Origin of the sequence: Bradyrhizobium vignae (assembly GCF_004114425.1) — a bacterium.
Classification (GTDB): Bacteria; Pseudomonadota; Alphaproteobacteria; order Rhizobiales; family Xanthobacteraceae; genus Bradyrhizobium; species Bradyrhizobium vignae.
Genome location: NZ_RDQF01000081.1, coordinates 1 through 23,530, shown reverse-complemented (window position 1 = coordinate 23,530; position 23,530 = coordinate 1). Strand labels below are relative to the sequence as shown.

The following is a 23,530-nucleotide window of genomic DNA, read 5'->3' as shown; positions in this document are numbered from 1 at the left end:
ACCTCTCGCCAGGGCATGGACTTGGCCTCCTTTACTGCCAAATCCCTGCACTATGATGTGTCGGCTATGTCCCCGAACACCCGTCGGTCATGTCCCCGGGCTGAACACTTGACCGGGCGATCCAGTACGCTGCGGCAGACGTGATAAGTCGCGGCGTCTCTGGAATACTGGATGCCCCGGTCAAGCCGGGGCATGACGACGGCGGGAGAGACGATGTCTCAAGAACATTTCGACGTGCTGATCGTCGGTGCCGGCCTGTCCGGCATCGGCGCGGGCTATCATTTACAGACCAAATGCCCGGCCAAGAGCTACGTCATCCTGGAGGGACGGGACTGCATCGGCGGCACCTGGGACCTGTTCCGCTATCCCGGTATTCGCTCCGACAGCGACATGTTCACGCTGGGCTATTCCTTCAAGCCGTGGACCGACCCGAAGGCGATCGCCGACGGGCCGCAAATCCTGAACTATGTGCGCGAGACCGCGGTCGAGAACGGCATCGACAAGCACATCCGGTATCTTCATCGCGTCAAGCGCGCGGCGTGGTCGACACCAGACGCGCGCTGGACGGTGGAAGCTGAGCGCATCTCGGGCGAGGGCGCGACCGAGCTCGTGCGCTTCACTTGCAATTTCCTATTCATGTGCTCTGGCTATTATAAATACGAGGCGGGCTATACGCCGGAGTTCAAGGGCGTGGCGGATTTCGCCGGCCGCATTGTGCATCCGCAGAAATGGACCGAGGATATCGATTACGCGGGTAAGCGCGTCGTCGTGATCGGCTCGGGCGCCACAGCGGTGACGCTGGTGCCGGAGCTCGCCAAGAAGGCGGCGCAGGTCACCATGCTGCAGCGCTCGCCGACCTATGTGGTGTCGCGTCCGGCCCAGGATCCCGTTGCCAACAAATTGCGACGCAATCTCCCGACGCGCCTTGCTTATCATCTGATCCGCTGGCGCAACGTGATGTGGGGGATGTTCTTCTTCCAGCTCAGCCGGCGCCGACCTGCCAAGGTGAAGGACCTCATCCTCAAGGGCGTGAGAATCGCGCTGGGCCCCGACTACGATGTCGCCACCCATTTTACGCCGCGCTACAATCCCTGGGACCAGCGGCTCTGCCTCGTGCCGGACGGCGATCTGTTCAAGGCGATCCGCGAGCAGCGCGCCTCCGTCGTCACCGATGAGATCGACACGTTTACGCGCGCTGGCATCCGCCTGAAGAACGGCCGCGAGCTTGCCGCCGACATCATCGTGACGGCGACCGGGCTGGTGCTCCAGGTCGTCGGCGGCCTCGAGGTCAGCGTCGATGGCCGCGCCGTCGATTTCGCCAAAACGCTGACCTACAAGGGCATGATGTATGCCGACGTGCCGAACATGGCCTCTGCCTTCGGCTACACCAATGCGTCCTGGACCCTGAAATGCGATCTCACCTGCGAATATGTCTGCCGGCTCATCAACTATATGGACCGGCACAATTTCCGGCAATGCATGCCGCACAATGACGATCCAACCATCACCGCGCAGCCCTCGCTCGATTTCACCTCTGGCTACGTGCAGCGCTCGATCGCCAAGATGCCGAAGCAAGGCTCGAAGCGGCCGTGGCGGCTCTACCAAAATTACGCGCTCGACATCCTCTCCTTGCGCTTCGGCCGGATCGACGACGGCGTGATGAGGTATTCCTGATCTCCGTATATTGCCGGAGGAACCCGCCGATCGCTTGAGGCGAACGGCGACTTGAAGTAGTATTGCTGCGTCGCATGCAATTTACTTCCGACAGCGCCTGAGTTCCGCGTCGCTGGCATTGATGGGAGCGCGGGACGTGCACGTGCTTGCTCTGGTCACGCAAAAAGGCGGAAGCGGCAAGAGTACGCTGGCCGTTGGGCTTGCAGTGGCCGCTATGGAACGCGAAGAGCGCGTCGCTCTCATTGAGGCTGACGCGCAGGGCACCATTTCGAAATGGAAACAGCGTCGCGAGAATTGCTTTCCCCGTGTCGAGTGCGTTGCCGATCCGGCGGAGATCGAGCCGGCGCTTTCTCGGCTACGGGCCGAAGGGATTGGGCTCGCAATCATCGACACGGCCGCCACGAATAATGCCTTGGCGCTGCGCGCCATCACCAATGCCGACTTCTGTCTCATTCCGGCGCGTCCGAGCCCGGCCGATATCGAAGCTGCCATCCCTACGCTGTTGGCCATTCGCAGGGGTAACCGCCGGTTTGCCTTCATCCTCAATCAGACGCCCACACGGGGGTGCCGGCTGAGTGAAGCTGCCACTTCGCTCAACTCGCTGGGCGTGCTTGCGCTTCCCTTCATTGGACAGCGCAACGATCACCAGGACGCGCTCGGGGTAGGCTTGGGTGTCACGGAGTTTGCGCCGGACGGCAAAGCCTCGGACGAGATCGTTGGGCTGTGGCGGTGGATTTCGGAGCACATCTTCACGGAGTCGAATCATCATGGGCAAGGCGCAGTCGAGACAGCCTGCTGATGGCGCACGCGCCAGACGTCGGTCGCTGGTGGACCTGACTGCGGCGGCGAGCCGTAGCATCGACGAGAGCCTCTTGGAGATACCGCCCGATCCGGTCGCCGTCCCACGAGGCGATGAACTCCGGAGCGAGCGGGCAGCCAAGCGGCCTGCTCGAAAGACACCTGCGCGAAAGACACCTGCGCGAAAGGTGCCTGCAGAGACGACCGTTCCGGCGGCAACCGACAACGTCGCGACTTGCGCATCTACGAAGGTGGAGTTGGCTTCGACGCAATTCCAAAATGCCAGCAGCACCTCCGCTCTTGCCGTGGAGATCGCCAAAGAGATGCAGACGCGGGCCCTCGAGACAATGAAGCTGGGCGTGCATGTGTTCGAATATACGAAGGATATTGCCAGCCCGGAAAGCGACGTCCTGGACGGAGCTGCAGCCGAGTGTCACGCTGTCGTGCTCGAATTGATGAAAGTGAATGCAGGCGCTACCCTGCAGTATACGCGCGAGTTGAGCCGCGTGAGAACGCTCTCGCAGTGGGTCGAGTTGTCGAGCTCGCATGCGCGAAAGCAGTGTGAGTTGGTGCAACAGCAGGCCGAACTGCTAAGATCATTGACACGCAATGCGAGAACGTCCGGCGCCGAATAGCCGCATCGGAATCAGGATAGTAGTACGTCCCGCGCGCGCGAATGTTTCTTGCGTATTCGGCCGCCCGTCTGAATCAGCCATCCCGCCCGACGGTTAACGCCGGATTAACGGATGAGTCCTAGCCTCTCCCGGCCGGGTTACTCGCAAGGCCGAGGTGAGCCCAATGGAAGCCCAGAGAATCGCGGTCGACGCCGTCGTCGCGCTGACCGATTGTGACCGCGACGCCGTCATCGCCTTCATCCGCCGTCTCTACCTCGCCGGCGTCACCGACCCCAAACGTCTGACCTTCAAGGGGCTCCAGGCGCTATCACGGGCCTGATTCGGGCGGTTTCGGCCCAAGTTCCATCCCCTTGCTCTCTCGCGCGTGATTGCAACCCATCGGTGATATCTTGCCGGTGCGGCCCGGCCGGGCTACACGACACCCCGGCTGGGTCACTCGGGATTGGGGAAATGCTGAAACAGCTTTTTGCGCCGCAACTTGTCATTCTTTATGTGCTTGCGGCGTCGACGATCTACGTTCATTTCCGCGGCAAGCAGCGGCTGCGCTTCGCGCGCCAGCTCGGCGACCATTCGACCTATCTCGCGCCCTACAACGTCCTGATGTATGCCGGCTCGGCGGTGCCCAACAAGCCGGTGATCTCGGTCGATCAGTTTCCCGAGCTGAAGCCCCTGAGTGAGAACTGGGAGACCATCCGCGACGAGGCCGTGCGCCTGTTCGACGAGGGCTTCATCCGCGCCGCCGCCAAGAACAACGACTGGGGCTTCTATTCCTTCTTCAAGAGCGGCTGGAAGCGGTTTTACCTGAAATGGTACGACGACTTCCTGCCCTCGGCGCGCACGCTGTGCCCGAAGACGGTGGAGCTGCTCAATTCGATCCCCAGCGTGCATGGCGCGATGTTCGCGATGCTGCCGCCGGGCGGCAAGCTCGGCGCGCACCGCGATCCCTTCGCGGGCTCGCTGCGCTATCACCTCGGCCTGGTCACGCCGAACTCGAACAAGTGCCGCATCCTCGTGGACGGTGTCGAATGCGTCTGGCGCGACGGCGAGGCCTTCATGTTCGACGAGACCTTCATCCACAGCGCGGAGAATGCGACCGACGTCAACCGCATCATCCTGTTCTGCGACGTCGAGCGTCCGATGAAGTTCGGCTTCATGACCGCGATCAACCGCTGGGTCAGCCATCACATCGTCAAGGCGTCTGCGACGCAGAACGTCGACGGCGAGAATGTCGGCGTGCTCAATAAGGTGTTCGGCAAGCTCTACGAGATCCATCTCGCCAGCCGCAAGGTCAAGGAGTGGAACCGCAACGTCTACTACACGCTCAAATACTCGCTGACGGCGCTGATCCTCGGGCTGATCGTGCTGTCGGCGCTGCGGTGAAGGGTCCGCGATGGCGCCCTTGCCGATTGCTAACGCGGAGATCACGCAGTTCTTCCGCCAGTGGCTGGAAATCTTCGCGGGCTATGTCCGCGAGGTCGACTACGCCTCGGCGAGGCCGCTCTTCCATCCGGATGTGCTCGCCTTCGGCACGCATAACGATGTCATCCCCGGCCTCGATCAATGGGTCTCGACGCAATGGGACAACGTCTGGCCCAAGACGAGTGACTTCCGTTTCGTCCTCGATCAAACCTCTGTTCTGGCATCACCAGACGGAGCGATGGCGACCGTGATCGCGCCGTGGACGAGCACCGGCTATCACCCTGATGGCAGCGCGTTTTCGCGGCCGGGCCGGGCGACGATGGTGTTTGCAAGAAACGGCGATGGATGGCTGTGCGTGCATTCGCACATGTCGCTCAATCGCGGCGTGCCGCAGGCAAGCCACGCCAATCGGCCGGTGAAGGCCTGGTAGAGCTAGGCACCCCGGCAGCGGGCGCGGCCGGCTTTGTAGGCCAACTAAAGTTCTAGGTTCTCGTTCCAGCTCGGCGGGGAACCCTTGGAACCCAAGCTCGTTTGTTCCTCAGCAAACAACCGGTGAAAACGCGCAACCGGGGGGCTGTTCGAGGGAAACGCTCCCATGGCAACACTCGACCTTGATGCCACCCGACTTACTGCATCCGAGCATCAGCGCCAGCTTCGTCGCGCGGTCATCGCGTCCACGGTAGGGACCGCGATCGAATGGTATGATTTCTTCCTCTACAGCACCGTCACGGGGCTGGTTTTCGCAAAGCTGTTCTTTCCAAAGTCCGACCCCTGGGTTGGCACGCTGGAGGCGTTCGCGATCTACGCAGTCGGCTTCGTCGCGCGACCCATTGGCGCAGCAATCTTTGGCCATTATGGCGACCGCATTGGGCGCAAATCCACGCTGATTGCGACGCTGCTCTTGATGGGACTAGCGACCGCCGCGGTGGCCATAGTCCCGACCTATGCGAGCATCGGCATCTGGGGTGCCGTGATCCTGACCGTGCTGCGATTCATTCAGGGCGTCGGCGTCGGCGGCGAGTGGGGCGGCTCCGTGCTGATGTCGATGGAATGGGCCCGCAACGACCGATCGCGAGGATTGATCGCCTCATGGCCGCAATTCGGCGTGCCCTGTGGCCTATTCCTCGCCAACCTCGCCGTGCTGGCGTTCAGCCAGATGGCGGGCGATCAGTTCCTGGCGTGGGGCTGGCGCATTCCGTTCGCGCTCAGCATCATCCTGGTCGGCGTCGGCCTCTATATCCGGCTCGGCATTCTCGAAACGCCTGTGTTCTCAAAGCTCGTGGCCGAACGACAGGTCGACCGCACCCCGATGCTGACCGTGATCCGGGAGTATCCGAAGGAGATTCTGCTCTCGGCCTTCGCGCGGATGTCGGAGCAGGCGCCGTTCTACATCTTCACCGCCTTCGTCTTCTCCTACGGCATCGGTACCCTGCACGTTTCGCGCGACTTCCTGCTGACTGCGGTGCTCTCGGCTTCGGTGCTGTCGTTCGTCTCGATCCCGTTGTGCGGACATATCTCCGATCAGATCGGCCGCAAGAACATGTATATGATCGGCGCTGCCGTGACGGGCATCTTCGGCTTCATCTATTTCGCGATGCTCAACACCGGATCGTCAGTCATCATCTTCCTCGCGATCATCCTGTCGCTGATCCCGCACGACATGCAGTACGGCCCGCAGGCCGCCTTGATTGCCGAGAGCTTTACCGGACGCTTGCGCTACAGCGGCTCCTCACTCGGCTATCAACTTGCATCCGTGATCGCCGGCGGCCCGGCGCCGCTGATCGCAACATGGCTGTTCGGCACGTTCCACTCGGCGACCCCGATCGCGATCTACATCGCGATCTGCGCTGTCATGACGCTGGCCGCGACCGCGATGATGACCGATTACACCGGGAAGGACATCAACGCGGCGGGCGCGCATCAGCGGCGAGCTTGAGGCCGCAAAAAAGCCCCGGGCGCGACGTCCGGGGCTTCGCCTTTCTGTGATCTCGAGCTCAGCCTATTCCGGCTGGCCGATCGCGACCTTCAGCGTGCCGACGCCGTCGACGCCGCATTCGAGCTTGTCGCCCACCTGGAGCTGCGACACGCCGGCCGGGGTGCCCGTCATGATGATGTCGCCGGCGGCGAGCTTCACCTGCTGCGAGAGCTGCCAGATGATCTCGGGCACGTTCCAGATCAGCTCGGTGAGATCGCCCTTCTGGGCTTCCTTGCCGTTGACCGTCAGCCAGATCTTGCCCTTGGCGGGATGGCCGATCTTGGAGGCCGGCTGAATCGCGGAGCAGGGCGCCGAATAATCGAACGACTTGCCGATCTCCCAGGGACGCTCCTTCTTGCGCGAGGCGATCTGGAGGTCGCGGCGGGTGAGGTCGATGCCGACGGCGTAGCCGTAGACGTGATCGAGTGCCTTCTCGGCCGGGATGTTGAGCCCGCCGCTCTTCATCGCGACAATCAGCTCGACCTCGTGATGCAAATCCTTGGTCAGCGGCGGATAGGGGATGGTGGCGCCGTCCGGCACCAGCATGTCGGCATGCTTGGCGAAGAAGAACGGCGGCGCGCGCTCGTCATTGCCCATCTCACGGATGTGCTCGAGATAGTTGCGGCCGACGCACCAGATGCGGCGCACCGGATAACGACCGCTCTCGCCGACGACGGGAAGCGAAGCCTGGGGCGGAAGCGGGATGACGTAGGAGGCGGCGTTCATGAAGCGGTCTCGCGGCTCTTGAGGTTGATAAGGAACTCTATGCGGTTGCGCTGATCGGCGCCAGTGCGCCGGCGTCCCGATGTTGCAGCCGGAAGAACGAGGCGTAGCGGCCGCCGCGGCGGAGCAGCTCGTCATGGCGGCCCTGCTCGACGATCTCGCCGCCCTCGACCACCAGGATGTTGTCTGCGTGCATGATGGTGTGCAGGCGGTGCGCGATCACGATGGTGGTGCGGTTCCGGCAGAGATGTTCGATCGCCTCCTGCACCTGCCGCTCGGATTCGGAATCGAGCGCGGCGGTGGCTTCGTCCAAGAGGATGATCGGAGCGTTCTTGAGTAGCGCTCGCGCGACCGCAATGCGCTGGCGCTGGCCGCCGGAGAGCTGCGTGCCGTGCTCGCCGACGGGCGTGTCGTAGCCGAGCGGAAAGCCCATGATGAAATCATGCGCGCAGGCCGCCTTTGCCGCCTCGATGATCTCGTCCTCGCTGGCGCCCGGCTTGCCGAAGGCGATGTTGCTCCGGATGGTGTCGCGGAACAGGTAGACGTCCTGGCCGACATAGGCGGTCTGCGCGCGCAGCGATTTGCGCGAGACCGAGGCGATCGACTGGCCGTCGATCACGATGTCGCCCTGCGTCACCTCGTAGAAGCGCAAAAGCAGCGCCAGCACGGTCGACTTGCCGCCGCCGGAGGGGCCGACCAGCGCAGTCACCTTGCCCGGCTCGGCAATGAAGCTCATGCGGTTGAGCACGGTCTCGCCCGAACGATAGGCGAAGCTGACGTCGCGCAGCTCGATCCGCGCGTCGGAGAGCTTCAGCGCCGGCTTGTCGTCGTCGGACTGCTCGCTCGCGGGGCTGTCGACGACCTCGAGCAGCATGCGCGCGCCGACCAACTGGCTATTAAGGTCGATATTGAGTCGCGCCAGCCGCTTGGCGGGCTCGGTTGCCATCAGGAAGGCGGTCATGAAGGAGAAGAACGCGCCCGGAGTGGCGTTGAGCGCGACCACGGCGTAGCCGCCATACATCAGGCAGCCGGCGACGGCGAAGCCGCCGAGCATTTCCATCAGCGGGTTGGAGCGGTTGGCGACGCGGGCCATTTTGTTGGCATTGCGCTCGACGATCGCGATGTTCTCGTCGATGCGCTTCTGCATGGTCTCTTCAAGTGTGAAGGCCTTGACGGTGCGGATGCCCTGCAGCGATTCCTGCATCGTCTCCATGATGTCGGCGGTGCCGGTGAACTGGTTGAAGGCGAGGCCCTTGATGCGCTTGACCAGCTTGCGCAGCACCAGCATCGCCGGCGGCACCGCGACAAGCCCGATGAACGACATCAGCGGGTCCTGCCACACCATCACGCCGATCATGGCGAGCAGCATCAAGAGATCGCGCCCGATGGCATTGACCAGCATATTCAGCACGTCGGTGATCGATTTGGCGCCGGCGGTCAGCCGCGCCAGGAACTCGGACGAATGCCGCTCGGAGAAGAAGCCGACGCTTTCGCGCATCAGTTTTGCGAACAGCTGGCGCTGGTTGGTGGCGAGGATCGCGTTGCTGATCTTGGTTAGGATCACCATGTGGCCGTAGGTTGCCACGCCCTTGATGAAGAGCAGGAGCACCGTGATCCCTGAGAACATCGCGATGCCCGGGATGTTCTTGTCTACATAGGCCTGGTTGATGACCTGGCCGAGCACATAGGTCGCGCATGCGGTCGCGCCGGCGGCCAGCGCCATCAGCGCGAAGGCAACGAGATAGCGCCGCCAGTAGGCGATCCCCTGTTCCATGATCAGGCGGCGAATCAAGACCGCTGCCGCGTAGGGATCGTCGGTGATTTTCTTTGGAAACTGGGCCATCCGGTGTCCATTGACCGCGCAGGACAAAGCCTGCCCGCGCGTCAGGGATCGATGGGCCTCTGTGCCCGCTCAAGCCGGGTTTTTCAAGCCCAATTGAGGGCTTGCGCTTGGGACGATTCTAGGCCGAGGCGGCGTGGCGGAGCTCGCCGTGGCGCTCGCGGAACAGCTTGTCCTCCCAGGCCAGCGCATGGGCTGCGATCGTCTCGAGGTCGTCGTATTGCGGCCGCCAGTCGAGCAGGCTGCGGATGCGGCCGGTGTCGGCGACCATGGTCATGATGTCACCGGGCCGGCGTGGGGCGTATTGCACGGCGAAGCTGCGGCCCGAAACCCGGCGCACCGCGTCGATGGTCTCCAACACCGAATAGCCTCGGCCATAGCCGCAATTCAGCGTCGTCGAGGCGCCGCCGTTGCGCAAATAGGCCAGCGCGGAGCGATGGGCCTGCGACAGGTCCGTGACGTGGATGAAGTCGCGGATGCAGCTGCCGTCGGGGGTTGGATAGTCGGTGCCGAACACGTCGATCTTGGCGCGCTGGCCGGTGGCGGCTTCCACCGCGATCTTGAGCAGGTGCGTGGCGCCGACCGTGGCAAGGCCGATGCGCGCCTGCGGATCGGCGCCGGCGACATTGAAGTAACGCAACGTCACGTATTGCATGCCGTAGGCGGCGGCGACGTCGTGCAGCATGATCTCGGTCATCAGCTTCGACGAGCCGTAGGGCGACAGCGGCCGCGTCGGCGCGTGCTCGGGCACCGGCATCTGGTCCGGATTGCCGTAGACGGCGGCGGTCGAGGAAAAGATGAAGCGGCCAATGCCGCGCTTGACCGCCACGTTGAGCAGGTTGCGCGCGGTCGTGAAATTGTTGCGGTAGTAGCCGAGCGGATCACGCATCGAATCCGGCACGACAACCGAGCCTGCGAAATGGATGATGCTCTCGATGTCGTGCTGGGCGATAACGCCTTCGAGCAGGTTTTCATCACCGGCATCGCCGATGAACAGCGGAACGCCTTCGGGCAAGTAAGCGGAGAATCCGGTGGAGAGATCGTCGATCACGACGACGTCCTCGCCGGCTTCCGCCAGCGCCAGGACCGTATGACTTCCGATGTAGCCGGCGCCGCCGGTGACTAGCACAGTCATGATCTCACCCGTCTTCGATCAACGCGCAAGGCTAGCGCTTGCGTGGTGAAGAGGGGGTATCGGCGGACCTGAACTGGTCACTATGCTTAATGTTGCGTATAGGGACTTTCCGAAACGGAGTGTGACGTGGCGAATTTCCCCGGCGATCTGGAAGTGATCGTGCCAAATCTGCACAGGCGTTATTCCGGGGTCACCGCGACCAACCGGATGGTGGCGCCGCGCCTGGCAAGGCTGTTTCGCGCCGCATGGTTCGGCTCGGACGCGCCGGAGGGGATCGCGCGGCTGAGCGTTGCCGATTTCCTGAAGCTGTGGGGCCGCAAGCGACCCGTGATCTGGCATGCACGCCGCAACAACGAGATGATCGCCGGTGTCGTGCTGCGCGCGCTCGGCTGGCCGCTGAGGCTCGTGTTCACCTCCGCGGCCCAGCGGCATCACAGCTGGATCACGCGCTGGCTGATCCGGCGCATGGACGCGATCATCGCGACGTCAGATCTCTCGGCCTCGTTCCTGAAGGTGAAGGCGACGGTGATCCCGCACGGCGTCGACACCGACGTCTATGCGCCGCCGGCCGATCGCGCTGCTGCCTTTGCCGAAAGCGGCCTGCCGGGCCGCTACGCCATCGGCTGCTTCGGCCGCGTGCGGGCGCAGAAGGGCACCGACGTGTTCGTCGATGCGATGTGCCGCTTGCTGCCGCGCTATCCCGATTTCACCGCCGTCATCGTCGGGCAGGTCACACCCGAGCAGACGGCCTTCGCGAACGACCTGAAGAAGCGCATCGAAGCTGCGGGCCTGCAATCGCGCATCGTCATCACCGGCGAATTGCCGATCGAAGCGGTGCAGCGCTGGTATCAGCGGCTGACGATCTACGCCTTCACCTCACGCAACGAAGGCTTCGGCCTGACGCTGATCGAGGCGATGGCGGCGGGGAGCGCGCTGGTCGCCGCACGCGCCGGCGCGGCCGAGCTCGTGGTGGAGGATGGGGTGAGCGGCGTGCTGATCCCGACGGGAGATGCCGACGCACTGGTCGCCGCGCTCCAGCCACTGATGCGCGATGTGGCTGCTGCGACGGCCATGGGCGCGCGCGGGCGCGCGCGGGTGCTCGAACGATTCAGCCTCGATGCCGAGGCGGCGCGCATCGGCGCGGTCTATCGGCCGCTGCTCTGAGCACAGCTCTCGGGGCTGCGAAGCAAAAACTGCGAAAACAACCCCATGCACAGTAGCCGGGGCCAGCAAAATCAAGAACTTGGCTGACAGTCAGATCGATTGCGGTTTTTTCGAACAGGCGCTTTGACTCGTCGGGCAAAACAGTGGCAGGATGCCATCATCGGCGCGAGCCCCGATCGTCTCAGGTCGTAACCTTCGCCCCCGCCTCACCCAGCACCCTCTGCGCAATCCCCACCACCTCGCTCGCTGCGATATCCCGCATGCAGCGGTGGTCGTTCATCTTGCAGATCGTGCTCTGGCAGGGCTGGCAGGCGAGCGCGCTCTTGTCCTGCACCACCGTTGCCGCGAGGCCGTTCAGCGGGGCCCAGAGGTAGGGGCTGGTCGGGCCGAAGATGCCCATGGTGGGCGTGCCGAGCGCGGCGGCGATGTGCATCAGGCCGGAATCGTTGGAGATCGCAACGCCCGCCGCCGCCATGGCGAGGACGCCGTTGCGCAGATCGTTGCCGGTGAGGTCCCGCACCTTGGGGCCGCCCGCGGCGACGATCTCCTGGGCAAGGCTCTTTTCGGCGGGGCCGCCGACCACCCAGACCTCGAGCCCGCGCTCGACCAGCAGGCGGGCGGCCTCGGGATAGTAGGTCCAGCGCTTTGAGACGCCGACCGAGCCTGGGGCGAGCGCCACCGCGGCGCCGGCGCTGAGGCCATTGGCCTGGCGCCAGCGGACGATCTCTTCAGCCGGGACGCGCAGTTGCGGCACCGGCCATTCCGCCGGCAAGGGGGTGCCGTCGGGCTGGGCGAGGGCGGCGTTCTTGTCGATGAAGCGGGGCAGCTTCTTCTCGCCCCAGCGCCACCGATTGATCAGCCCGAAGCGGAACTCGCCGACGAAGCCGACTCGTTCGGGGATGCCGGCCAGCGCCGGCGCGATAGCCGCCTTCCAGGTCCGGGGCAGCACCAGGGCGGTGCCGTAGTTCCGCTTTCGAAGCAGTTTTGCCAGACCGAACTGCCGGCCCACGGCCAGCCGGCTGCGCGGAAGGTCCCAGACGATCCCCTGCCGGACGCCTGGCATGTAATCGATCAGCGGCGCGCACAGGGATGTGGTCAGCAGATCGACCGGCCGGTTCGGCCACCGCTCCTTCAGGACCCGCACCACGGTGTGATTCCGGACGAAATCGCCGATCCACATGTAGGGAATGATCAGGATCGGGCGCGTATCGTCCCGATCTGCATGTCCGCTAAGTTGCGAATCTCTGTTCATTCGTTAACAGGTCCGAAGGCGAGCTGATGTGGCGGTTCGGTTAGCCGCTCCGGGGCGGGACGTAAAGCAGGCAGAGCGCGAGTGCAAAAGCGGCTGCCCAAAATGCTTACACTTTGGCGGATGATGCGCTACGGCAGGGTCGGACCTTAAGAAAAATCGGGCAGGTAGGTGGAATGTTGCTGGTGACCGGCGGGGCCGGTTTTATCGGATCGAATGTCGTGGCCGCGCTGAACGAGGCCGGTCGCAGCGACGTCGTGGTCTGCGACCTGCTCGGCACCGAGGGCAAGTGGCGCAACCTGGCCAAGCGGCAGCTTGTGGATATCGTTCCCCCGGCCGAGCTGGAGGGCTGGCTGAAGGGCCGCAAGTTGGAGGCCATGATCCATCTCGGGGCGATTTCCGCGACCACCGCGATCGACGGCGACCTCGTCATCGAGACCAACTTCCGCCTGTCGATGCGCCTTCTGGACTGGTGCACGATGAACGCGGTGCCGTTCATCTACGCGTCCTCGGCGGCGACCTATGGCGACGGCACGGCAGGCTTCGACGACGACGCGTCGCTGCCGGCGTTGAAGAAATTGCGGCCGATGAATCTCTACGGCTGGAGCAAGCACCTGTTCGATCTCGCCGTCGCCGAGCGCGTCGCGCGCGGCGATCGGCTGCCGCCGCAATGGGCCGGCCTGAAATTCTTCAACGTGTTCGGCCCGAACGAGTATCACAAGGGCTCGATGATGAGCGTGCTGGCGCGGCGCTTCGACGACGTCAGGGCGGGCCGCGTCGTGCAGCTGTTCAAGTCGCATCGCGAGGGCATCGCGGACGGCGACCAGCGCCGCGATTTCATCTATGTCGACGACGTGGTGCGCGTCGTCCTGTGGCTGCTCGCGACGCCGTCGGTGTCCGGCCTGTTCAACGTCGGCACCGGCAAGGCGCGCAGCTTCAAGGACCTCATGCTGGCTGCCTATGCGGCGCTCGGCACCAGGTCCAACATCGAATACATCGACATGCCCGAGCAGATTCGCGACAGCTACCAGTATTTCACCCAGAGCGAGGTCGATCGTCTGCTCCGCGCCGGCTATAACGGCGGCTTCACGATGCTCGAGGACGCGGTGAAGGCCTATGTCGGGGATTATCTCGACCGGCCCGATCGCTTTCGTTGAGGCCCTTCAGACCATGCCGACGCCCATTCTCGATTTCGATGCCCTCGCGCAAGCCATCTCAGGCCGCACGGTGCTGTGCATCGGCGACATCATGCTGGATGAGTTCGTCTATGGCGAGGTGTCGCGGATCTCGCCGGAAGCGCCGGCGCCCGTGATCGCCGCCCAGCGCAGCGAGATCCACGTCGGTGGCGCCGGCAACGTCGCGCGCAACGTCGCTTCGCTCGGCGCGCGCTGTATCTTCGTCGGCCTCGTCGGCGAAGACGATGCGGGCAAGCGGCTCAAGGCGGCGATCGATGATCAAGCCGGCATCGAAAGCGTGCTGGTGTGCGACCCCTCGCGGCCGACCACGCGCAAAGTCCGTTTCGTCTCCGAGCATTTTTCGACGCACATGCTGCGCGCGGATTGGGAGCAGGCGCTGCCTGCGTCCGATGACGTCGAAACGAAATTGATCGACGCCATCCTGCCGCAGATCGCGCGCGCCGATATCGTGCTGCTGTCGGATTACGCCAAGGGCGTGCTGACGGCGCGCGTGATCCGCCACACCATCGATGCCGCGCGAAAGCTCGGTAAGCGCGTGATCGTCGATCCCAAGAGCCTGAATTGGGCGATCTATCGCGGCGCTACGCTGCTCACCCCCAACCGCAGGGAATTTTCGGAAGCGACTCGCAGCCGCGCCGAGACGGTGCAGAGCATCGTCGAGGCCAGCGAGGATGTGATGCGGCTCGCCGATTGCGACGCGATCCTGGTGACGCAGGGCGAGCACGGCATGACGCTGGTGCCGCGGCAGGGCGGGGCCGTTCACGTTCCGGCTTTCCCGGTGAAGGTGCGCGACGTCTCCGGCGCAGGTGACACCGTCGCCGCTGCGCTTGCGGTGTCGCTTGCGGCCGGCGCGGACTGGGACACGGCGCTGCGCGTGGCAAATGCCGCCGCCGCCGTCGCCGTCGGCAAGCAGGGCACCGCCAGCGTGAGCGCGGCCGAGCTGCGACGAAAGATCCTGCCGCATGCCACTCTCGCGGCGGAGGAGAAGATCGTGCTCGATCCGGCCGCGCTCGATGCGCAGCTCGCCGAATGGAGGAGGCAAGGGCAGCGCGTCGGCTTCACCAATGGCTGTTTCGACATCCTCCATCCCGGTCACGTCAAGGTGCTGACGGCGGCGCGTGCCGCCTGTGATCGGCTGATCGTGGGGCTCAACAGCGACGCTTCGGTGCGGCGGCTGAAGGGCGCCGATCGTCCGGTGCAGGACGAGCGCGCGCGTGCCGAGGTGCTCGCCGCGCTGGAAGCCGTCGATCTCGTCGTCATCTTCGCGGAAGACACGCCGATCGACCTGATCACCAGGATCAAGCCCGGCGTGCTGGTGAAGGGCGGCGACTACACCCGCGAGCAGGTTGTCGGCCACGAGGTGGTCGAAGCCGCGGGCGGAACGGTCGTGCTGGTCGACATTCTCCAGGGCTTCAGCACGACGGCGCTGGTTCATCGCGCGCGGGGAGGGGACAAGTGACGGTACTCGCCCGGGAGACCCCCGGCCATATGTTGCGGCGACGCCTGCGCAGTCCGACGGCCTGGCGCGACACAGTCGATCTGTTTGCGATCCTGACCGCGGCCTCGCTGCCCTGGTCGACGTCGCTTGCGGGAATCTTCAACGCGCTGATGCTGCTCTGCGTGGTGCCGTTCCTCGACTTCGGCGCCTTCCTGCAATCGCTGAAGCGTCCGATCTGTGCGGCGCCGATCGCGCTGGTGCTGCTCGCGCTGGTTGGGACGCTGTGGTCGGATGCGGCCTGGGGCGCGCGCTTCTATGCGGTCAATCCGACCGTCAAGCTGCTCGTGCTGCCCGTCCTGCTCTATCATTTCGAGCGTTCGCCGCGCAGCCAGTGGGTCTTCGTAGCCTTCCTGGTGTCCTGCGCCCTGTTGTCGGTGATGTCCTGGCTGGTTGCCTTCTATCCGAACCTCGCGCTCAAGACCGACCCCATGGAGCGCGGCATTTTCGTCAAGAACTACATCGACCAGAGCCAGGAATTCGCCCTCTGCGCCGTCGCGCTCGCCTATCCGATCGTGATGCTGCTGCGCGAGAAGAGCTACTGGTTCGCCGGGCTGCTGACGGCACTGGCGCTGACCTTCTTCATCAACATGGCGTTCGTGGTGGTTTCACGCACCGCGCTCGTCACCATTCCGATCATGTTCGGCGTGTTCGCGCTGCTTCACCTCAGATGGCGCAGTATCGCGCTCATCTCCGCCGCGTTGCTCGTCGGCGCCGTTCTCGCCTGGCAGGCCTCGCCGTATTTGCGCCATACCGCCGAGAGGTTTTCCGACGACTACACGCGCTACATGGAAAAGGGCGAACCGACCTCGGCGGGCCTGCGGCTCGAATTCTGGCGCAAGTCGCTCGGCTTCTTCGCGGAGGCGCCGATCAAAGGGCACGGCACCGGCTCGACCCGCGGATTGTTCGAACGCGTCGCGACGCCCGCCGGTCAGTACCAGGCATCTGCCGAGGTGATCGGCAACCCGCATAATCAGACGCTGAACGTTGCCGTGCAATGGGGCGTGATCGGCATCGCCATTCTCTACGCGATCTGGATATTGCATCTGCGCTTGTTTCGCGGCGACGGGCTTGCCAACTGGATCGGGCTCCTGGTCGTGGTGCAGAACGTCTTCACCTCGCTGTTCAATTCCCATCTGTTCGACTTCCATGAGGGCTGGATGTACGTCATCGGGGTCGGCGTCGCCGGCGGCATGGTGATCCGAGCACAACAGGTCGAGGCGAAGATGAGGGAAGCCGGTTCCTGAGCGGTCGCGCGGCTGGCAAGTCTTGTCCAGATGAGCTATCAGCCGCGGTCAGGTTGCATCTAACTGGGTTTTCATCGGTCGGCGGATGACGCGTCTTTCGCATCTCACCTCGCGCAATTTCCTGATTGCGCTCCACGACCTGCTGGCGACCACGGCAGCGCTTTTTGCCGCCTTCTATCTGCGCTTCGAGGGCGGCGAAGGGTTCTTCGAACGCTTGCCGCTGCTGTTCCAGATCCTGCCCTATTTCCTCGCCTTCAGCGTGGTCGTGTTCTTCGTCCTGAACCTGACCACGACGAAATGGCGCTTCATCTCACTGCCGGACGCGCTGAACATCATTCGCGCGGCGACCGTGCTGACGGTCGGCCTGCTCGTGCTCGACTATATCTTCGTCGCCCCCAATGTCCGTGGCGCTTTCTTCCTCGGCAAGGTGACGATCGTCCTCTATTGGTTCCTGGAGATCTCGTTCCTCAGCGCGCTGCGCATGGCGTATCGCTATTTCCGCTATACGCGGGTGCGGCGTCATGCGCGGACCGATGGCGCCGCGCCGTCGCTGCTGATCGGCCGCACCGCGGATGCGGAGGTGCTGCTGCGCGGGATCGAGAGTGGGGCGATCAAGCGGATCTGGCCGGTCGGCATATTGTCGCCCTCGCGCGCCGATCTGGGCCAACTCATCCGCAACGTGCCGGTGCTGGGCGGCATCGATGACATCGAAGACGTCATTACCGATTTTGCCAAGCGCAACAAGGCGATCGCCCGTATCGTGATGACACCGTCGGCGTTCGAGCCGGAAGCCCATCCGGAATCGATCCTGATGCGGGCACGCAAGCTAGGTGTGATCGTGAGCCGCATGCCCTCGCTGGAGAGCGGCGAGGTGCCGCGGCTCACCGCGGTTGCCGTCGAGGACCTCCTGTTGCGGCCGAGCGAGAAGATCGACTATGCGCGCCTGGAAGCGCTGATCAAGGGCAAGGCTGTGATCGTCACCGGGGGCGGCGGCTCGATCGGATCCGAGATCTGCGAGCGCGTCGTTGCCTTTGGCGCGGCGCGTCTGCTGATCTTGGAGAATTCCGAGCCGGCGCTCTACGCAGTCACGGAGACGCTCGCTGCGCGCGCCTCCGTCGCCACCATCGAAGGGCGGATCGCCGACATCCGCGACCGCGAGCGCATCACGCGCCTGATGGCCGAATTCAGGCCGGACATCGTGTTCCATGCCGCGGCTCTCAAGCACGTGCCCATCCTCGAGCGTGACTGGAGCGAGGGGGTCAAGACCAACATCTTCGGCTCCATCAACGTCGCCGATGCGGCGCTTGCCGCCGGCGCGGAAGCGATGGTGATGATCTCGACCGACAAGGCGATCGAGCCCGTATCGATGCTCGGTCTGACCAAGCGCTTCGCCGAGATGTATTGCCAGGCGCTCGACCACGATCTTGCGGCCAGCGGAGGCGTCAAGCCGCCGATGCGGCTCATCTCGGTCCGCTTCGGCAACGTGCTGGCCTCGAACGGCTCGGTCGTGCCGAAGTTCAAGGCCCAGATCGAGGCCGGCGGCCCCGTCACCGTCACCCATCCCGAAATGGTCCGTTACTTCATGACCATCCGCGAGGCTTGCGATCTCGTCATCACGGCGGCGACGCACGCGCTCGGACCGGCGCGGCCGGATGTCTCGGTCTACGTGCTCAACATGGGACAGCCGGTGAAGATCGTCGATCTCGCCGAGCGCATGATCCGCCTCTCCGGTCTCGAGCCCGGCTACGACATCGAGATCGTGTTCACCGGCATGCGGCCGGGCGAACGCCTGCACGAGATCCTGTTCGCGTCGGAGGAACCGACCCGCGAGATCGGCGTCGCCGGGATCATGGCCGCGCAGCCGAACGAACCGCCGATGCAGACGCTGCGCAAATGGATCGCGGCGCTGGAGCAGGCGATCGCGCGCGACGACCGCACGACCATCAGAACCATCCTGAAGGATGCCGTTCCCGAATTCGGGTCGACCGCGGCGTGATCGTGCCGATCGACGGATTGTTGCGCAAAGCTCTTGTGTCGGAGCAACAATGAGCGAGACAAAGCCGGTCGCGCTGGTGACGGGAGCGAGTGGCTTCATCGGCCGTCATGTCGTGTGCGCGCTGACACGCGAGGGCTGGTCGATTCGCCGCACCGTGCGCCGCCCGGAAGGCACGGACGGAGAGGTCGTGATCGCGTCGGTCGGCCCGGAGACCGACTGGCAGGCCGCGCTTGAAGGCGTTGACGCCGTCATCCATCTCGCCGCGCGCGTGCATCACAAGAACGACGAGGGCGCGGTCGAGCTCTACCGCAACGTCAATGTCGAGGGCACACTGCGTCTGGCGCGCTGCGCAGCCGTCGCCGGCGTGCGCCATTTCATCTTCATCAGCACCGTTCTGGTGCATGGCCGCAGCAATGACGGTCGTGCGCCGTTTCGCGAGTGCGATGTCCCGACCCCGCGCGGCCTGTACGCCACGTCCAAGGCGGCGGCCGAAGCGGGCTTGAGTGCGCTGGCGCACGACAGCGACATGAGAATCTCGGTGATCAGGCCGCCGCTGATCTATGGTGCGGGCGCCAAGGGAAATTTTGCGCTGCTGATGCGTGCGGTCAGGCGGGGGCTGCCGCTGCCGTTTGGCGCGATCCGCAATCGCCGCAACTTTCTTTCCGTGCAGAACCTGTCGTCGTTCATCCTGCACCGGCTCGGCCATTCCGACCCCGCGAGCAAGTTCGAGATCTTCCTGCTGGCCGACCGGGAGCAGGTCTCGACGCCTGAATTCGTCAGGTGCCTGGCGAGAGCTGCCGGCAAGAGCGCCCGGCTGTTCGGCATACCGCCAAGCCTGCTCAGCGCGGTTCTCCGCGTGACGGGGCGCCAGGATATGCATGACGGCCTGATCGGCTCGCTCGAGCTCGACATCTCGAAGGCGATCGCAACCGGCTGGCAGCCGCAGGTCACCCTCGAGGAGGGATTGCGCCTGGCGGTGCCGGATCAGCAGCGCTGAGGCCGGGAGAAGCGGCGCAGCACGAATGCGACCGCGAGCGCGCCGGCAACGACTGCGAACGTGGTGATCGCCGGCGCGGCGGCACGGATGGTGAGGATGGCGAGCCCTACCAGGACGAGGTTGAGCAGGAAGACCTCACAGATCACCTGCCGCACCGTGAAGCCATTGTCAGTGGCGCGCTGGTAGAAATGCGTGCGGTGCGCCGACCAGAACGGCTCGCGCCGCGCGATGCGTCGAAATAGCGTGATGGTGGAATCGGCGAGGTAATAGGCCGGCAGCAGCAGCGCCGCGGCCGTCTGTCCGCGAAACGCGAGCTCCAGCAGGCACCAGCCGAGCAAGAGGCCGATCGGCAGGCTGCCGACATCGCCCAGGAAGACTTTTGCGACGGGACGGTTGAACGGCGCAAAGCCGAGCGTGGCGCCGCACAGCGCGGCGGCGATCAGCACGGCCGGCCATGAGAGATCCCCGAGCATTCCCAGCAGCAGCAGCGCGGCGGTGACCGGCACGACTTCCGCCACCGTCATCAGGTCGAGCCCGTCCATGAAGTTGACGAGGTTCACGAACCAGACGCCGGCAAGGACGATGAGGCCGCGCTCCAGCGGAAGCGGCAGCGCCGGCGCGATGCGCGCGGTCTCGGGCGCGGTGAACACCACTGCGCCGACGCAGGCAGCCTGCAGCACCAGCCGCACCAGCACCGGCAGCGATACGATGTCGTCGGCGAAGCCGACCAATGCGATCACGACCGTCGCGGCGACGAGCGCCGGCGGGATCGCGACATTGGTCGTGGCCCCCCAGAGCGAGGCGACGATCAGCGTCGCGGCGATCACGGCGATGCCCGCTCCCTGCGGGGTCGGGATGCGATGCGAGGACCGCGCGTTCGGCCGGGCCAGCGCGTAGCGCTGGAGCAGGGGGCGGCTGGTCCAGGTGACGAGCGCCGAGATCAGCGCGGCGAGCGCAACGGCAAGCAGCACGAGCGCGCCGGTGGGCGCATCGGCGGCCGAGCTCATTCCGGCACTCCGATCGGGGCCGATCCTTGCGCGGCTTTCTCCGCGCTGAGGATCCAGACGAGGCCGCCGAATGCGCCGACAATGAAGAACACGGCGCCGAACAGCAGCGAGACGTTGACACCTTCATTGGCGGCAAGCCCGGCGAAGCCGAACGCAAGGCCCATCGTGGCCTCGCGCACGCCCCAGCCGGCGATCGAGATCGGCATCATCGTGATCAGCATCACCGGCGGCACGAGCAGAAAGACGTCGCTGAAGCGAACCGGGGCCGCAATCGACTGCACGACGCACCAGGCGATGACGACGGCGAGCACGTGGACGAGGATCGACAGGATTGCGATGATCGGCCCGCGTGTACGGCTGAAGATGACGCGATTGGCGATCACGGCACAGGCGTGAATGTGATGGGTCCCCCACCAGGTCTTCAGCCAGCGCCATTTCAGCGCGCCGAAGATCAGGAAGCCGACACCGCCGGCGAGCGCGAGGAGATCGACGAGCAGCAGCGCGGAGCGCCCGTGTGGATCGGTGATGAGGGTGTAGCTCCAGGGCAGGCTTGCGACGATCACGATCGCGAGCGCGATGAGGCCGATCGCGCGGTCGACGAAGATCGAGTAGGTCGCCGCACGCCAGCCGGCGCCGGCGCGCGCGACCAGCCACAGCCGGACCGCGTCGCCGCCGATCGCCGACGGCAGCGTCTGGTTGAAGAACGAGCCGATCACGTTGTAGCGCATGGCGCGGCCGAGCTCGAGCGGCGCGCTGCAGACGGCGCTGACCTCGCGCCAGCGCAGCGCGCCGATGAAGATCTGCAGGAACGTGACCGCGATCGCGATGCCGATCCAGAACAGGCTGGTCACGGTGAAGCGCGAAAACAGTTCGGACAGGTCGATCTTGCGCAGCGCCAGATAGAGCAGCGCCGCGGAGATCAGGATTTTGGCCGTCGACAACAGGATTCGGCGCATCTCGCCCGCATGGACAGGGTTTGCGAAGATTTGAGGCAACCCGACGCGAGGCGCCGAATTCGGCCGCTTTGGTATGGTTTTGGCGCCGATCTTGCAATAGCCGTCGTTAAGGACGCCACGAGGAGTCCTCGTCAGGAGCGGCGAGCCTATTGCGACCCTGTCAACGTGGCGGCTAAACAGGGTCGGCACGGATCCTAGGGAACAGGATGACAGATCAGGCGATTTTGGTTACCGGCGCGGCCGGCTTCATCGGCTTTCATGTCGCCCGGCAGCTCCTGGGCGAAGGCCGCGCCGTCGTCGGGCTCGACAATCTCAACAGCTATTACGATCCGGCGCTGAAAAAAGCGCGCCTTGCGCTGCTCAGGGACGCACCCGGCTTCTCCTTCGTCGAGGCCGACCTCGCCGACCGCGAGACGATGACGGCGCTGTTTGCGCAACATCGTTTTGCCAAAGTCGTGCATCTCGCGGCGCAAGCGGGTGTGCGCTACTCGATCGAGCAGCCGCAGACTTACGTCGATTCCAATCTCGTGGGCTTTCTCAACGTGCTGGAGGGCTGCCGCAACAACGACTGTCGTCATCTCGTCTACGCCTCGTCATCCTCCGTTTACGGAGCCAACACAAAACTGCCATTTGCGGTCGCGGACCGTACCGATCATCCCGTGAGCTTCTATGCAGCGACGAAGAAGGCGAACGAGGTGATGGCGCAGTCCTACAGCCATCTCTATCGCCTGCCGGTCACGGGGCTGCGCTTCTTTACCATTTACGGGCCGTGGGGCCGGCCCGACATGGCCATGTTTCTGTTCGTGAACGCCATCATGGCCGGCAAGCCCATCCGGCTCTTTAACCATGGAAAGATGCGCCGGGACTTCACCTATATCGATGACGTGACCCGTGTCGTATCCAAGCTGATCGATCTCGTGCCTGCGGACGATCCGCTTGCCGCAAATGCGCCGTTTAAGCTCTACAATGTCGGCAATCACCATCCGGAGGAACTGATGCACGTCGTCGGTCTTCTGGAGCGGGAGCTGGGCCGGACGGCGATCAAAGAATTGCTGCCGATGCAGCCGGGAGATGTGCTGGAAACGTTCGCGGATGTCGAGGATTTGATGCGCGACACCGGCTTTGCACCGTCAACGCCGATCGAGCATGGGGTCCATAATTTCGTCACCTGGTATCGGGACTACTTCAAGGTTTGAGATCACGATGGACAAACGCATAATCCCCCTGATCATGTGCGGCGGTGCCGGCACGCGGCTGTGGCCCGCTTCGCGCGAGGTGCGGCCCAAGCAATTCCTGCCGCTGTTCGGCACACGCTCGACCTTCCAGGACACGCTGCTGCGCGTGTCCGATCCCTCGCTGTTCGATCGTCCTGTTGTCATCACCAATGCGGCCTACCGCTTCATGGTGCTGGAACAGCTCGCCGAGATCGGCATCGAGGCCGACGTGATCCTCGAGCCGATGCGGCGCGATTCCGGCCCCGCGATCGCCGCCGGCGCGGTGTTCGCGCAGAACCGCGCCAGTGAAGCGATCGTGCTCGCGCTCGCCGCCGACCACGTGGTGCAGGACAATGCCGCCTTCGTCGCGGCGTGCCGCGAAGGCCTCACGGCTGCGAGCGCCGGTCGCATCGTCACCTTCGGCGTCAAGCCGGAGCGGCCGGCGACCGAATACGGCTACATCAATCCGGGCGAGGCGATCTCCGGCGAGGTGCATGCGGTGGCGCGCTTCGTCGAGAAGCCGGACGCGGTGAAGGCATCCGATTACGTCAATTCCGGCTATCTCTGGAACAGCGGCAACTTCATGTTCCCGGCCGCTGTGCTGCTCGACGAATATCGCAGGGTCGATGCGGCAAGCGTCGAGGCCGTCACCGGCGCCGTCAACAATGCCGGCCGCGATCTCGGCTTCGTCACGCTGGAGCCCGAAGCGTTCGGCGCGGCGAAGGCGATCTCGATCGACTATGCGGTGATGGAAAAGACCTCGCGCGCCGCCGTGGTGCCGGTATCGTGCGGCTGGTCCGACGTCGGCTC

At 64.5% G+C, this 23,530-nt stretch carries 21 protein-coding genes; 15 read left to right on the top strand and 6 right to left on the bottom strand.

The genetic code is table 11. The annotated features are described in order from the left end of the window. Positions 1-213: 213 nt before the first annotated feature. The 7 genes from EAV90_RS36230 (at position 214) to EAV90_RS36205 (ending at position 6,462) form a co-directional block, all read left to right on the top strand. A complete protein-coding gene (locus EAV90_RS36230; RefSeq protein WP_129146169.1) occupies positions 214-1,674 on the top strand; it encodes a flavin-containing monooxygenase in 1,461 nt (486 codons plus the stop codon). A 142-nt stretch (positions 1,675-1,816) separates the two neighbouring features. Next, positions 1,817-2,473 (top strand): nucleotide-binding protein, encoded by a 657-nt coding sequence (locus EAV90_RS36225; RefSeq protein ID WP_245509707.1) that lies wholly within the window; start codon positions 1,817-1,819, stop codon positions 2,471-2,473. After that, positions 2,442-3,107 (top strand): hypothetical protein, encoded by a 666-nt coding sequence (locus tag EAV90_RS36220; protein WP_164937255.1) that lies wholly within the window; start codon positions 2,442-2,444, stop codon positions 3,105-3,107. Before EAV90_RS36225 ends, EAV90_RS36220 begins: the two co-directional genes overlap by 32 nt. A 163-nt stretch (positions 3,108-3,270) precedes the next feature. Beyond that, a complete protein-coding gene (locus EAV90_RS39905; RefSeq protein ID WP_007612486.1) occupies positions 3,271-3,426 on the top strand; it encodes a hypothetical protein in 156 nt (51 codons plus the stop codon). Positions 3,427-3,557: 131 nt separating this feature from the next. Then, entirely contained in the window at positions 3,558-4,487 is a 930-nt protein-coding gene (locus EAV90_RS36215) for an aspartyl/asparaginyl beta-hydroxylase domain-containing protein (RefSeq protein WP_122402349.1), read from the top strand. A gap of 10 nt (positions 4,488-4,497) precedes the next feature. Beyond that, positions 4,498-4,956, top strand: coding sequence for a YybH family protein (locus EAV90_RS36210; protein WP_122402350.1), 459 nt, complete (start codon positions 4,498-4,500; stop codon positions 4,954-4,956). Positions 4,957-5,121: 165 nt separating this feature from the next. Next, a complete protein-coding gene (locus EAV90_RS36205) occupies positions 5,122-6,462 on the top strand; it encodes an MFS transporter (protein ID WP_122402351.1) in 1,341 nt (446 codons plus the stop codon). Positions 6,463-6,525: 63 nt separating this feature from the next. Here the strand turns inward: EAV90_RS36205 and EAV90_RS36200 are convergent, their stop codons facing one another. The 3 genes from EAV90_RS36200 to galE form a co-directional block, all read right to left on the bottom strand. Continuing rightward, complete coding sequence (locus tag EAV90_RS36200; RefSeq protein WP_122402352.1) at positions 6,526-7,227, bottom strand: fumarylacetoacetate hydrolase family protein; 702 nt, start codon at positions 7,225-7,227, stop codon at positions 6,526-6,528. 37 nt (positions 7,228-7,264) lie between these two features. Next, positions 7,265-9,067, bottom strand: a complete 1,803-nt coding sequence (locus EAV90_RS36195) for an ABC transporter ATP-binding protein (protein ID WP_122402353.1) — start codon at positions 9,065-9,067, stop codon at positions 7,265-7,267. Positions 9,068-9,185: 118 nt separating this feature from the next. Beyond that, positions 9,186-10,199 (bottom strand): UDP-glucose 4-epimerase GalE, encoded by a 1,014-nt coding sequence (gene galE / locus EAV90_RS36190; protein ID WP_122402354.1) that lies wholly within the window; start codon positions 10,197-10,199, stop codon positions 9,186-9,188. Between the two features lie 126 nt (positions 10,200-10,325). Between galE and EAV90_RS36185 the strand changes: the two genes are divergently transcribed. After that, positions 10,326-11,363, top strand: a complete 1,038-nt coding sequence (locus EAV90_RS36185) for a glycosyltransferase family 4 protein (protein ID WP_122402355.1) — start codon at positions 10,326-10,328, stop codon at positions 11,361-11,363. A gap of 181 nt (positions 11,364-11,544) precedes the next feature. Here EAV90_RS36185 and waaF read toward each other — a convergent pair whose 3' ends face one another. Continuing rightward, the gene (gene waaF, locus EAV90_RS36180; RefSeq protein ID WP_122402356.1) at positions 11,545-12,615 is read right to left on the bottom strand and encodes a lipopolysaccharide heptosyltransferase II; all 1,071 of its coding nucleotides are present in this window, start codon (positions 12,613-12,615) and stop codon (positions 11,545-11,547) included. 173 nt (positions 12,616-12,788) lie between these two features. On the opposite strand from waaF, the gene rfaD reads away from it, so the two are divergent. The 5 genes from rfaD to EAV90_RS36155 all read left to right on the top strand — a co-directional run bounded on the left by rfaD (position 12,789) and on the right by EAV90_RS36155 (position 19,543). Next, on the top strand, positions 12,789-13,769 hold the full coding sequence (rfaD, locus tag EAV90_RS36175; RefSeq protein ID WP_122402357.1) for an ADP-glyceromanno-heptose 6-epimerase: 981 nt from the start codon (positions 12,789-12,791) through the stop codon (positions 13,767-13,769). Between the two features lie 13 nt (positions 13,770-13,782). Beyond that, entirely contained in the window at positions 13,783-15,267 is a 1,485-nt protein-coding gene (gene rfaE1 / locus EAV90_RS36170; RefSeq protein ID WP_122406556.1) for a D-glycero-beta-D-manno-heptose-7-phosphate kinase, read from the top strand. Next, on the top strand, positions 15,264-16,550 hold the full coding sequence (locus tag EAV90_RS36165) for an O-antigen ligase family protein (protein ID WP_122402358.1): 1,287 nt from the start codon (positions 15,264-15,266) through the stop codon (positions 16,548-16,550). Before rfaE1 ends, EAV90_RS36165 begins: the two co-directional genes overlap by 4 nt. Positions 16,551-16,635: 85 nt before the next feature. Continuing rightward, positions 16,636-18,546 carry an SDR family NAD(P)-dependent oxidoreductase gene (locus EAV90_RS36160; RefSeq protein WP_129146168.1) on the top strand — a complete coding sequence of 637 codons (1,911 nt, stop codon included), beginning with the start codon at positions 16,636-16,638 and terminating at the stop codon, positions 18,544-18,546. 49 nt (positions 18,547-18,595) lie between these two features. Further along, the gene (locus tag EAV90_RS36155; RefSeq protein WP_122402360.1) at positions 18,596-19,543 is read left to right on the top strand and encodes an NAD-dependent epimerase/dehydratase family protein; all 948 of its coding nucleotides are present in this window, start codon (positions 18,596-18,598) and stop codon (positions 19,541-19,543) included. On the opposite strand, the gene EAV90_RS36150 is transcribed toward EAV90_RS36155, so the two are convergent. Both EAV90_RS36150 and EAV90_RS36145 read right to left on the bottom strand, forming a co-directional pair. After that, a complete protein-coding gene (locus EAV90_RS36150) occupies positions 19,531-20,550 on the bottom strand; it encodes an MraY family glycosyltransferase (protein WP_122402361.1) in 1,020 nt (339 codons plus the stop codon). The genes EAV90_RS36155 and EAV90_RS36150 overlap by 13 nt on opposite strands. Beyond that, positions 20,547-21,506 carry a lysylphosphatidylglycerol synthase transmembrane domain-containing protein gene (locus EAV90_RS36145; protein ID WP_122402362.1) on the bottom strand — a complete coding sequence of 320 codons (960 nt, stop codon included), beginning with the start codon at positions 21,504-21,506 and terminating at the stop codon, positions 20,547-20,549. The genes EAV90_RS36150 and EAV90_RS36145 overlap by 4 nt, the downstream gene beginning before the upstream one ends. 206 nt (positions 21,507-21,712) lie before the next feature. On the opposite strand from EAV90_RS36145, the gene EAV90_RS36140 reads away from it, so the two are divergent. Beyond that, positions 21,713-22,702 (top strand): NAD-dependent epimerase, encoded by a 990-nt coding sequence (locus EAV90_RS36140; protein ID WP_122402363.1) that lies wholly within the window; start codon positions 21,713-21,715, stop codon positions 22,700-22,702. 7 nt (positions 22,703-22,709) lie between these two features. Beyond that, positions 22,710-23,530 (top strand): mannose-1-phosphate guanylyltransferase (locus EAV90_RS36135; protein ID WP_245509706.1); only part of this gene is annotated, 821 nt, incomplete at its 3' end.